Genomic DNA, 12,198 nt, shown 5'->3' with positions numbered 1-12,198 from the left:
CGACGATGTGAGCGAATCCGAGACCCAGTGGCTGGTCGACCTCTACGAGGAACAGGGCACGAGCCTGCATCGGCTCGTGGTGATGCTGGGCGCCGAATCGGAGTCCGGCCACATCCTGCGGGCAGCTCTCATCGGTCTCTCGCGCCGTGCTCACCGTCTCGTTGATCCGCTCGAGAGGGTGGAGTTCCTCGCCGAGGTGGTGGTGCATGACGCCAGGAGCGTACGTGGCCCGTCGGGCACCCTGCACCTGCCCGAGGTGGCTGAGGCACGACAACAGGAGATCCTGACCGCGATCGCCGCCCTGCCCATCCGGCTGGGCGAGGTGATGGTGATCAGCCACTACCTCAGCGTGTTCGGTCCGGAACTGGCCGGCATCCTGCGGATGACGGTCCGGTCCGCGAACCACAGGCTGGAGGAGTCACTGGACCAACTGCGTCGCGCCATCGGCGACCCGACGCCGGGTAGTTCCCCCGGCGTCATCGAATCACTGTCGCAGGAGGTCACGGCCGCGCTCCGCTCCTCCGCACGGCTGGTGCAGCCGGCGGGCACCGAGACGCTCGAGGCCGAGTTGCGCTCGCTCAACGAAGGCCGACGCAAGGGCGTGGCCCTGAAAGCGCTCATCCCGCTGCTCGTGGGTGCCCTCGCCCTGGGGTTCTGGCTCGCTGCCTTCACCACGCCGGGTACGAACATGGAGGCATCACCCACCGTCAGCCCCACGGTCGCTCCGATGGCGTCCGCGTCCCGTTCCCTGCCAGCCCAGGTCCGTGCGGTCCCCGTGTACTACGTGGGGCGCCAGAACATGATGCTGTACCGGGAACTGCGTGATCTCCCCGCAACCAACGACCTGGTCTGGGCCGCGATCTCGGCGATTCTCACGCCCCTCCAACCGCTGGACTCGGACTACGACTCGTTGTGGGGCGGCGGCCGGTTGAACGATGTCACGATGACGGGCCACAAGTTGACACTCGACCTGTCCGCCTCCGCCTTCGAGGACCTGACCACCCCGAGGAGGGCCCAGGCCGCCGTGGACCAGATGGTCTACACCGCCAGTGAGCTGGTCGGTGACCCCGAACTCCGGGTCCTGTTCAAGTCTGACGGCCGGGCGCCACCGGAGATGCTGCGCAGCGAGGAGGGCTTCGGCCGGCGCGGGCTTGACCCGATGCCTGCGCTGTGGCTGTCGTCGCCCAAGAATGGCGCCAAGCTGTCCGCCGGTCAACTGGTGATCGTCGGCACCCTCAAGCCGGACGCCTCGGCGCCGCTGCTGCGGATCAAGGACCAGGACGGGACCGTGGTGAGCAGCACCACGGCCCAGACCGCAACCGAGGCCAACCAGGATGGGTGGCGCGTCTGGTCCGTGACGGTGTCGCTGACCCCGGGAACCTACTTGCTGGAGGCGACGACCCAGATCCAGGGATCCGATGGACGCCTGCGCTCGGTGTCCGAGGACAAAACCGTCACGGTGTCCTGAGCCAGGGTGTCATGAGGGACGGTGCCGCACGCGGAAGCGTGTCAGCGGGTGGCAACCCAACTGGCCGCCTGCACCAGCAGGCTGGTGGGGATGAAGCGGGTGGCCTGCGCCGCCAGCTTGTTGCCTGCCCCGTCCACCACGTACGGCTTGCCGGCTCGCAACGCGGCGAACGTGGACGCCACCACCTGTTGAGGGCTGCGTCGCTGCACCATGGCGTCGCCATTGCCAGCGTTGTCGAAGAATGACGTGTCCGTGGGGCCCGGGCAGATGCACACCACTCGCACACCGGTGCCGCTGAGCTCGGCCCACAGCGCCGAGCTGAAGCTCAGGACATAGGACTTCGTGGCAGCGTAGGTGGCCATCTGGGGGATGGGTTGGAAGGCTGCGGTGCTGGCCACGTTGATGATGGCGCCGCGACCCCGGGTGATCATCTGGGGGATGACGGCATGCGTCAGCTCTGTGAGCGCGACCACGTTGAGGCCCACCTCCTGGCTGATCCGGGCCCGCTCCAGTTCGCCCAGCATGCCGAAGGTTCCGAATCCGGCATTGTTCACGAGCGTGTGGACGTCGAGGCCGTCCAGCCTCGCCACCAGGGCTGCCCGCTGAGTGGCGTCGGAGAGGTCGCACGGAATCACGAGCGTCTCCACGCCGTGCTCCGCGGAGAGCTCTGACGCCAGCCTCTCCATCTTCTCCGCGCTGCGTGCCAGCAGGACCACGTCGGATCCCTGGCCCGCCAACTCGCGTGCATACGCCTCACCCAGACCGCCCGAGGCGCCCGTCACCACTGCCCAGCTACTCATGTCGGCCACTCTAGTGGCGTTGTCCCGGCGTGCCATGATGGTCGCATGCAGCATTTCGATGTGGCCGTCATTGGCTCCGGCTCCGGTAACTCCCTCATCGACGAGAGGTTCGACGGCCTCCAGGTGGCCCTCATCGACGACAACGAGGAGTTCGGCGGCACCTGCCTCAACCGTGGCTGCATCCCCACCAAGATGTTCGTGCTGCCCGCAGACTTCGCCGTCAGCCCCCGGGATGCGGCGCGGGTCGGTGTCGACCTGCGCCTCGAAGGCGCCGACTGGGCGAAGATGAGGGACAGGATCTTCGGCCGCATCGACCCCATCTCGGTGGGCGGCCTCGACTGGCGGGAACGCAGCAACAACGTGACGGTGTTCCGGAGCACCGCAAGCTTCATCGACGCCCACACCCTCCAGGTGGGGGAGGACCGCATCAGCGCCGACCAGATTGTCATCGCCACGGGTTCGAGGCCCCGACCGCTGGGCATCGACGTCCCCGAGGACTTGCAGGACCGCATCCACACGTCGGACGACATCATGCGCCTGGACAAGCAGCCGAGGCGGCTCGTGATCCTGGGTGCCGGGTTCATCGCCGCCGAGTTCGCCCACATCTTCTCCGCCCTGGGGACGGAGGTGACGGTGATCAACCGCTCCGGGACCGTGCTGCGGGGTGAGGACGAGGAGATCAGCCGTGCGTTCGCGGGGCATCTGTCCCGCGCGGTGAGGCTGATCTTCAACCAGAAGGTGGACGTCGTCGAGCACGGTCCGGCCAACGACCTGCAGGTGGTCACCAAGGACCGCAACGGCGTCGAGTACGTGTACTTCGCCGACGCCGTCCTCGTGGCCACGGGACGGATCCGCAACTCCGAGAAGCTCAACCTCGAGGCTGCGGGCGTCGAGGTGCGCGATGAGGGGCAGATCCGTGTCAACGGGGCGCAGCGCACCAGCGTCGAGCACATCTGGGCCATGGGTGACGTGTCCTCGGACCACCTGCTCAAGCATGTGGCCAACGCGGAGATGCGCACGGTGCAGCACAACCTTCTGGCACTCGAGTCCGACCTCGTCGAGACAGACCACCGCTACGTGCCGCACGCCGTGTTCTCCCATCCGCAGATCGCCGCGGTGGGGGCCACGGAGCAGCAGTTGCTGGAGTGGGGGACGCCGCATGTTGTGTCGCGGCAGCGATACGGCGACGTCGCCTACGGCTGGGCCATGGAGGACCAGGGCCACTTCGTGAAGCTCCTGGCTGATCCCCGCAACTGGCGGCTGCTGGGGGCCCACATCATGGGACCCCAGGCCTCCACCCTGATCCAGCCGCTCATCCAGGCCATGAGCTTCGGCCTCAGTGTCCCCGACATGGCGCGCGGCCAGTACTGGATTCATCCGTCGCTCCCGGAAGTGGTGGAGAACGCGCTGCTGGGCCTGATGGCCAACCAGAAGCGCGAGGCGCTCGACGCGCGCTGAGGATCGCGGCCGGTAGCCTGAACCCCGTGCGCCGACTCCTTCCCTCACTTGCTGCCCTCGCCTGCCTCGTTGCCGGCTGTGCCCCCGGGCCCACCGCCGGGCCGGGCGTCAGCCCGGCCACGAACGCATCTGCGAGTTCGTCACCGACGGCACCCCACACTGAATCAGCGCCACCGTCTCCGTCACCGTCCCCGTCAGCGACGGAGGCGGATATTGCAGGGTGCCGCGACATTGTCGCCGGCATGACACTTCCCGAGCAGGTGGGGCAGTTGTACATGGTGGGCGTCTCCACGGCAGGTCTGGACGCGGCGACGTCCACGGCCATCCGCGACACGCACACAGGCTCTGTGGTGCTGCTCGGCAACTCCACGGCCGGTGCCGCCGCCATCACGAAGGTGACGAAGGCCGTGTCAGCGTTGGGGACCGATGCCATGCCCCTCATGGTGGCTGCCGACCAGGAGGGCGGCCGGGTCCAGCGGCTGAAGGGCCCGGGATTCAGCGCTATTCCCACCGCACTCGACCAGTCGGCCATGCCTGCTGGCGAGCTGCGTGATGCGGCGCGCGGCTGGGGCCAGGAGCTGGCTGCCGTGGGCGTCCAGTACGACTTGGCGCCGGTTGCCGACGTGGTGCCGCAGGCCAAGCAGTCGAGCAACGCCCCCATCGGCGCGCTGAAGCGCAACTATGGCAACGATCGGGAAGTTGCCGCCCGCGGCGTTGTCGAGTTCACCGAGGGAATGGCGGAGGCGGGCATCGCCACGTCGCTGAAACACTTCCCCGGGCTGGGGAAGGTCACCACCAACACGGACTTCGGTGCTGCCAAGGACACCGACGTTGTGCCGGGCGACGAGGACTGGTCCGTCTTCACGGCAGGGATCGAGGCGGGCGCTTCGTCGGTCATGGTGTCCTCCGGGGTCTTCATGAACCTCGACCCCGACCATGAGGGCGTCTTCTCCAGCATCATCATCACCGACATCCTCCGCGGTGAGCTGGGCTTCGACAAGGTGGTGATTGCCGACGACCTGGGCGCCGCCGTGGCCGTCAAGGACGTCCCCGCCGCAGAACGCGGCACGCGCTTCATCCAGGCGGGCGGTGACCTGGCCATCAACGCGGACCCCGCCCTGCTGAAGGCCATGGTGGCCGACACGCTGGCCGCCGCCGAGGCAGATGAGGCGTTCGCCACCCGGGTGGCGGGCTCCGCCGCCCGGGTCCTGGAGCTCAAAGCCGACGCCGGCCTGCTGACGTGCTCGGCGTAGGGCCCCGCGCACTGCCCCGACAGACCCAGAAGGATCAGCCGAAGCGACCCGTGATGTAGTCCTCCGTGGCTTTCTGGTCCGGATTGTGGAAGATCTTCTCGGTGGAGGCCACCTCGATGAGCTCGCCGGGTTTCCCCTGCTCCTTGAGGTTGAAGAACGCCGTCTGGTCGGACACCCGAGCGGCCTGCTGCATGTTGTGGGTGACGATGACGACGGTGTATTCCTCCTTCAACTGGTGGATGAGGTCCTCGATCGCCAGCGTGGAGATGGGGTCAAGGGCTGAGCAGGGCTCGTCCATGAGGACCACGTCGGGGGCGATGGCAATGGCACGCGCGATGCAGAGTCGCTGCTGCTGGCCACCGGAGAGGCCGGACCCCGGGCGGTCGAGGCGGTCCTTGACCTCCTTCCAGAGGTTCGCGGCCTGCAGCGACTTCTCCACGATTTCCTCGGCCTGTGGACGTGTGACCTTGGAGTTGTTCAATCTGACCCCGGCCAGCACGTTCTCACGGATGGACATGGTCGGAAACGGGTTGGGGCGCTGGAACACCATGCCCACCTGGCGTCGCACCCGGACCGGGTCGACGCCGGGGCCGTACAGGTCGACGCCGTCCAGAAGGACCTGCCCCGTGGAGTAGGCGCCGTCGATCACCTCATGCATGCGGTTGATGGACCGCAGCACCGTCGACTTGCCGCACCCCGACGATCCGATGAATGCCGTGACCGAGCGGGGCTGGATGGTCATGTTGACGCCACTGACGGCGTGGAACTTGCCGTAGTAGATGTCGAGATCCTTGATCTCGATGCGCTTGGACATTGCAGCTTCTCTCTTCTCAGCGTCCGGGCTTGGGAGCGAATTTCCAGGAAATGAGCCGCCCCACCAGGTTCAGCAGCATCACGATGAGGATCAGGGTGAGCGCACCGGCCCAGGCACGGGCGTGGTACGGATCCTGCGGGATGCCGGGCGTCACGTACTGGTAGTACACGAACACGGGCAGCGTGGCCATGGGGGAGTCGAACGGGTTGGTGTTCAGCGACTGGTTCATACCGGCCGTCACCAGCAGGGGTGCGGTCTCGCCGATGATGCGGGCGATGGACAGCACCACGCCGGTGATGATGCCGGCCAGCGATGTCGGCAGTACCACCTTGACGATCGTGCGCCATTTCGGCACACCGAGCGCGTAGGAGGCCTCGCGGAGCTCGTTGGGGACGAGCCGCAGCATCTCCTCCGTGGAGCGCACCACCGTGGGGATCATCAGCACGCTCAGGGCAACTGCGCCGGCGATGCCCACCTTGGTGCCCGGACCGAAGAACAGGGAGAACAGCGTGTAGGCGAACAGCCCGGCCACGATCGACGGGATGCCCGTCATCACGTCCACGAAGAACCGGATGGCGCTGGCCAGCCGGTGACGCGCGCCGTACTCCACGAGGTAGATGGCAGTCATGAGGCCGATTGGTACGGAGATCAGTGTGGCCATGCCCGTGATGATGAGCGTTCCCCAGATGGCGTGGACGGCGCCGCCGCCCTCGCCGATGACGTTGCGCATGGAATAGGTGAAGAACTTCACGTCCATGCGGGCAAGCCCGGCACTGACGGTGCCCCATGCGAGCGACACCAGCGGGGCCAGGGCGATGAGGAAGAATCCGGTGACCACATGGGCCGCGAGCCGGTCCTTGGCGTGGCGAACGCCCTCGACACTGGTGGCCAGGGCGAAGCTGACCAGCAGGAACAGCAGCGCGCCCACGATGATGATGACGCCCGGGTTCCCGGCATTCAGGACTGACAGGGCAGCGGTGGTGACCACGAGGCACACCACAAGAAGGGCCGGTTCGGTGAAGCGGGGAAGGCGACCGGCGGTGAGGGGGTTCACGACGCCCTGGAGAGGTGGCAGTGATCTCGGCATCAGTTGGCCCCCGAGAATTCCTTGCGCCGGGCAACAACCCAGCGTGCCGTCATGTTGACGGCGAGCGTGATGACGAACAGGACAAGGCCCGTGGCGATCAGTTGGTTGACACCCAACTGGTAGGCCTCGGGAAACGCCAGCGCAATGTTGGCGGCGATGGTGTTGGGGTTGCTGGAGGTCAGCAGGTGGACGTTGATGACGGCGGCCGGTGACAGCACCATGGCTACCGCCATCGTCTCGCCGAGCGCCCGGCCCAACCCCAGCATGCAGCCCGACACGATGCCGGGCATCCCGAAGGGCAGTACCGCTTGGCGGATCATCTCCCACCGTGTCGCGCCCAGCGCCAGAGCCGCCTCCTCGTGGAGGCGGGGCGTCTGGGTGAACACCTCGCGGCACATGGCCGTGATGATGGGGAGCACCATGACGGCGAGCACGACGGCTGCTGTCAGGATCGTGCGCCCCGTACCGGAGACAGGCCCGGCGAAGAACGGGATCCAGCCGAGGTACTGGTTCAGCCACACGAACAAGGGACGCATGAGGGGTGCGAGCACGTTGATGCCCCACAGCCCGAACACCACCGACGGCACGGCCGCCAGCAGGTCGATGATGTAGCCGAAGATCTGTCGGACCCGTTTGGGGGCGTAGTGCGTGAGGAACAGCGCAATCCCTACGGACAGCGGGACCGCGAACAGCATGGCCAGGGCGGCGGCCCACACCGTGCCGAATGCGTAGGGGGCAACGTAGGCCCAGAAGTCGCCGAAGGGCAGGTCGGCGGCGTCAGCGGTCAGCGCGGGGATGGACATGCCCACCAGGAAGGTGGCCACTGCTGCCAGCAGGACGAGGATCGTGATCCCCGACCCCGTGGAGAACCCCTTGAAGACCACATCGCCGATCTGGCGGGAGGTGCGTCGCAACGCCCCGGGTGCGCCGGGTGGATCCGTGACGGTGTCGGCGGTCATCGTGCTCCTGGGCAGGGGACATGCCGGTTCGGTGGCAGGCGCGGACCGAACGGGCAGACCACGCCCGGCCCGGGGATGCCGGGGCGGGCGTGGTCGACCATCAGGGTGGTCGGTGTCACTGTATCGAGTCGATGGCTGCGAGCACCTGCCCGCGGAGCGCTTCGGAGAGCGGGGCTGCGCCGGGACCATCCGCCGCCACCTTCTGCCCCTCCTCGGAGGCGATGTAGTTCAGGTACGCCTTCACGAGGTCCGCCTTGGCGTCGTCCTTGTAGTCGGTGCACGCCAGGGCATAGGAGACCAGCACGATCGGGTATCCCGACGCCTTGGAGTCCAGCTCCAGGGCCAGGTCGTGCTCGGCCCTGCCCTCGGCGATGGGGGACGCTTCGACGGCGGCGGCGGCGGCCTCGGCCGTGGGCTGCTCGAAAGCGCCCTCGACACCGATGCTGGCCTTCGTGGCCTCGCCGGCCTGTGACGCATCGGCGTAACCGATGGTGCCGACGCCATCCTTGACGGCCGAGATGACACCCGAGGTGCCCTTGGCCGCCTCGCCCTTCTGGTACGGCCAGGCACCGTCCGGCTCCGCGTCCCAGACCTCGCCGGCGGCGTTGCTGAGGTACGTCGTGAAGTTGTCGGTGGTGCCGGAGTCATCAGAGCGGTGCACCGCCGTGATGGCGAGGTCCGGGAGCGTCGCATCCGGGTTCAATGCGGTGATCAGCGGGTCGGACCAGTTGGTGATGTCGCCCTTGAAGATGGAGGCCAGCACGGCCGGGGTCAGGTTGAGTGACTCCACGCCGTCGACGTGGAACACCACGGCGATGGGGGAGATGTAGACGGGCAGGTCCAGGGCCGTGGAATCGGGTGCGCAGCTCTTGAATGCGCCGGCCACGTTCTCCTCGGACGTGAAGGCCCGGTCGGAACCGGCGAAGTCGGCACCGCCACCCATGAAGGCGTCACGGCCGGCGCCGGAACCGTCGGGGGAGTACAGGACGGTGACGTCCGGGTTGGCGGTCTGGAACTGGGCGATCCAGTTCTCCTGCGCCACGCTGACGGAGGAGGCCCCCATGCCGTTGAGCGTTCCCTTGAGGGGTGCGGCGCCGGTGGTTGCACCGTCCGAGACGGCACTCGTCGGGGTGGTTTCGGCGGTCTGGCCCTCATTGGCGGCGCACGCCGTGAGCATGAGGGCGGCCCCCAGACCAAGGGCTGCAGTCAGGCGCAACTTCATTGCGGTACCTTCCAGGGCTTGACGACGTTCTGGTGTGCGGGTTCTGGTGGAACCCGGAGATGTGTTTGCCACACCCCAGAAACTAGGCAGCCAAGGTGGCCTGATGCCCACCCATTGCGTGAACAACCGGTGAACAAGTGGCCATTTCTCAGGCCTTCGGCTTGAACACCTCGGAGCGGATGAGAGTGCCCGTGGCGTCCAGGTGCAGGGCCACGGCCTCCGCCACCACCATCGGTTTCGGCGCCATCCCCAGTCCCTCGTACATGGCGGGTAGGACAGGTCGGTGCCCGCAGACGACCGTGGGACGGTCCAGTCCGGCCATCAGTTCGGCCATGAAGCGCGCCACACGCTTGGGGTGCTCCGTCCCCTCCTCCTCCGTGAGGATGTCGACGTGGCGGATCGGCAACCGGCGTGACTCGGCATACGGCTCGAGGGTCTGGACGCATCGGGTTGCGGACGAGCTGACGAGACTCTGGATGCAGAACGCATCGAGGAGGTCCATGAGGTGTTGGGCCTGCTTGCGTCCCCGGCCTCCGAGGCGGCGGCGCTGGTCGGGGCCGGTCCAGTCCTTGCGCAGCATGGCCTTTCCGTGGCGCACCAACAGCAACACGTTGGTGGCGGGCAGTTCGATGGCGGCGGTCAGAACCGTGCGGTCGATGTCGTAGGAGAGCGTCGCCAAGGCCTCCTCGATGCTGAACCACTTGACCTTCTGCACCTCCGCATCCGGTTTGCGGGGACGCTGCTCCACCACGTGGGCCCGCCAGTAGTGGGTGGCCTTCAAACCCTTGGGGACGGTGTACTTCTGCGTCGGCAACCTCAGGTCGAGGCAGGCAGTGACACCGGTCTCCTCCCGGATCTCCCGAATGGCGGTCTCCGGCAGGAGTTCATCGGGGAGACCCTTGCCCTTCGGCAGCGACCAGTCGTCGTAGCTCTCCCGATGGATGAGGAGGACCTGCTGACCTTTGTTGTGGTGGGTGCGCAGCACCACACCACCGGCCGCGATGACGTCCGGCTTCCTGGTCATCGGTTGCGGCGCTGTCTCGACTGCCGGATCAGGTCCTCCTGCAGATCGACCAGCGGCTTGCCCTCGGCGTCCGTGGTGTGGGCCGTCCAGGTGTCGTCGAGCAGTTCCCAGTGGACCACATCAGGTGCAAAGGCCAGGTCGAACAGTTCCTCGATCTGCTGGATGTGCGCGGGATTGCTCAGCGAGACGATGGCCTCGACGCGGCGGTCCAGGTTGCGGTGCATCATGTCCGCGGAGCCGAGGCCCACCATGGGTGTGCCTGCGCCGGTGAAGGCGAAGAGTCGGGAGTGTTCCAGGAAGCGTCCCAGGATGGAGCGAACGCGAATGTTCTCGCTGAGGCCCGGCACCCCGGGCCGGATGGTGCAGGTGCCGCGCACCCACACGTCGATGCGCACCCCCGCCTGCGAGGCGCGGTACAGCGCGTCGATGATCGACTCGTCCACCACGGAGTTGACCTTGATGCGGATACCGGAGGGCAGCCCCTTGCGATGGTTCTCCACTTCCTTCTCGATGAGCCGCAGCAGACCTGCACGGATGCCGTGGGGGGCCACGAGCAGGCGGCGATAGTTCGTCTCCTGGGTCATGCCGGAGAGGTGGTTGAAGAGCCGGGCGATGTCGTCGGTGATGATGGGATTGCTGGTCAGCAGGCCCATGTCCTCGTACAGGCGGGCGGTCTTGGGGTTGTAGTTGCCGGTGCCGATGTGGGCGTAACGGCGTAGGCCGTCGCCCTCCTCGCGCACCACGAGCGCCAGTTTGCAGTGGGTCTTGAGCCCGACCATGCCGTAGACCACGTGCACGCCGGCCTTCTCCAGTTCACGGGCGAAGCCGATGTTGGCCTGCTCGTCGAAGCGGGCCTTGATCTCCACCACGGCCAGTACCTGCTTGCCCAGGGCGGCGGCCTCGATGAGGGCGTCGACGATGGGGGAGTCACCGGAGGTGCGGTACAGCGTCTGCTTGATGGCCAGCACGGCCGGGTCGCTCGCGGCCTGCTCGATGAAACGCTGCACGGAGGTGGCGAAGGAGTCGTAGGGGTGCTGGACCAGCACGTCGCGCATCTTCAGGGCCTTGAACATGTCCGCGGGGCGGGCGCTCTCCACCTCGGCAAGGTCCGGGTGTGTGATGGGCAGGAAGTTGGGGTACTTCAGGTCCTCCCGCACCGTGTCCTCCAGGGCGAAGAGGCCCGAGAGGTCCAGTGGTGCCGGCAGCCGGAACACCTCGGCGTCGGAGACATCGAGTTCGCGGATGATCCGGGAGATCATCCTGTCGTCGATGTCGTCCTCCACCTCCAGGCGCACGGGCGGGCGGCCGACGCGGCGGCGCAACAGTTCCTTCTCCAGGGCGAACAGAAGATTCTCGGCGTCGTCCTCCTCCACCTCGATGTCCTCGTTGCGGGTCACCCGGAAGGTGGTGTGGCTGACCACCTCCATGCCCGTGAACAGTTGGCCGAGGTGTCGGGCGATCACCTCCTCCAGTGGCAGGAAGCGACCTTCGCCGAGTTTGACGAACCGTGCCAGGACCGGGGGCACCTTGACGCGTGCGAACTGCCGGGCACCGGTCTTGGGGTTGCGGAGGATGACGGCCAGGTTGATCGACAACCCGGAGATGTAGGGGAAGGGGTGCGAGGGGTCCACGGCCAGGGGGGTGAGGACGGGGAAGACGCGCTCCGCGAAGAGCGTGCGCATCCGGTCCTTCTCCGCGGCGGTCAACTCCGCCCAGTGGAGGATCTCGATGCCCTCCGCACGCAGGGCCGGACGGACGTCGTCCTCGAACACGCGGGATTGTTCCGCCACCAGTTCTGCTGTGCGTTGCAGGATGGCGGCATGCACCTCACCGGGCATCTGGCCGGTGATCGTCGGCACGGCCACGCCGGCGTGGATGCGACGCTTCAGCCCGGCCACCCGGACCATGAAGAACTCGTCAAGGTTGTTGGAGAAGATGGCCAGGAACTTTGCGCGCTCTATGAGCGGGACGCGCGCCGAGTCCTTCGCCAGGTCCAGGACGCGGTTGTTGAACTCCAGCCACTGCATCTCCCGGTCTGAGTACCGGTTCGCTGGCAGGGGGGCGTCGGCACGGTCCAGGTCCTGCTCCAGGTACTCCACGGCCATGTCGGATT

10 protein-coding genes are annotated in these 12,198 nt (G+C 67.0%); 3 read left to right on the top strand and 7 right to left on the bottom strand.

Annotated features, from left to right (window positions below; all coding sequences use genetic code 11):
• The first annotated feature begins 7 nt into the window (after positions 1-7).
• A complete protein-coding gene (locus tag EAX62_RS17010; protein ID WP_233557740.1) occupies positions 8-1,468 on the top strand; it encodes a GerMN domain-containing protein in 1,461 nt (486 codons plus the stop codon).
• Positions 1,469-1,509: 41 nt separating this feature from the next.
• Here the strand turns inward: EAX62_RS17010 and EAX62_RS00150 are convergent, their stop codons facing one another.
• Positions 1,510-2,268 carry an SDR family NAD(P)-dependent oxidoreductase gene (locus tag EAX62_RS00150; RefSeq protein WP_121899684.1) on the bottom strand — a complete coding sequence of 253 codons (759 nt, stop codon included), beginning with the start codon at positions 2,266-2,268 and terminating at the stop codon, positions 1,510-1,512.
• A gap of 45 nt (positions 2,269-2,313) precedes the next feature.
• Here EAX62_RS00150 and EAX62_RS00145 point away from each other — a divergent pair, with 45 nt between their 5' ends.
• Positions 2,314-3,726 carry a mycothione reductase gene (locus EAX62_RS00145; RefSeq protein ID WP_121899683.1) on the top strand — a complete coding sequence of 471 codons (1,413 nt, stop codon included), beginning with the start codon at positions 2,314-2,316 and terminating at the stop codon, positions 3,724-3,726.
• Between the two features lie 242 nt (positions 3,727-3,968).
• Complete coding sequence (locus EAX62_RS00140; RefSeq protein ID WP_121899682.1) at positions 3,969-4,979, top strand: glycoside hydrolase family 3 N-terminal domain-containing protein; 1,011 nt, start codon at positions 3,969-3,971, stop codon at positions 4,977-4,979.
• 34 nt (positions 4,980-5,013) lie between these two features.
• Here the strand turns inward: EAX62_RS00140 and pstB are convergent, their stop codons facing one another.
• The 6 genes from pstB to EAX62_RS00110 form a co-directional block, all read right to left on the bottom strand.
• Complete coding sequence (gene pstB / locus EAX62_RS00135; RefSeq protein WP_121899681.1) at positions 5,014-5,793, bottom strand: phosphate ABC transporter ATP-binding protein PstB; 780 nt, start codon at positions 5,791-5,793, stop codon at positions 5,014-5,016.
• Between the two features lie 16 nt (positions 5,794-5,809).
• Positions 5,810-6,880: a phosphate ABC transporter permease PstA gene (gene pstA / locus EAX62_RS00130; RefSeq protein WP_121899680.1), complete on the bottom strand. Its 1,071-nt coding sequence runs from the start codon at positions 6,878-6,880 to the stop codon at positions 5,810-5,812.
• Positions 6,880-7,839, bottom strand: coding sequence for a phosphate ABC transporter permease subunit PstC (pstC, locus tag EAX62_RS00125; protein ID WP_121899679.1), 960 nt, complete (start codon positions 7,837-7,839; stop codon positions 6,880-6,882). The genes pstA and pstC overlap by 1 nt, the downstream gene beginning before the upstream one ends.
• A 115-nt stretch (positions 7,840-7,954) precedes the next feature.
• Positions 7,955-9,061 (bottom strand): phosphate ABC transporter substrate-binding protein PstS, encoded by a 1,107-nt coding sequence (pstS, locus tag EAX62_RS00120; protein WP_121899678.1) that lies wholly within the window; start codon positions 9,059-9,061, stop codon positions 7,955-7,957.
• A 148-nt stretch (positions 9,062-9,209) separates the two neighbouring features.
• On the bottom strand, positions 9,210-10,085 hold the full coding sequence (locus EAX62_RS00115; RefSeq protein WP_121899677.1) for an NUDIX hydrolase: 876 nt from the start codon (positions 10,083-10,085) through the stop codon (positions 9,210-9,212).
• Positions 10,082-12,190, bottom strand: a complete 2,109-nt coding sequence (locus tag EAX62_RS00110; protein WP_121899676.1) for an RNA degradosome polyphosphate kinase — start codon at positions 12,188-12,190, stop codon at positions 10,082-10,084. The genes EAX62_RS00115 and EAX62_RS00110 overlap by 4 nt, the downstream gene beginning before the upstream one ends.
• Between the last annotated feature and the right edge of the window lie 8 nt (positions 12,191-12,198).

It is taken from the genome of Tessaracoccus antarcticus (genome assembly GCF_003688855.1).
GTDB classification, from domain to species: Bacteria; Actinomycetota; Actinomycetes; order Propionibacteriales; family Propionibacteriaceae; genus Arachnia; species Arachnia antarctica.
The sequence above is the reverse complement of the archived record's forward strand: the minus strand, read 5'-3'. Positions and strand labels throughout refer to the sequence as shown.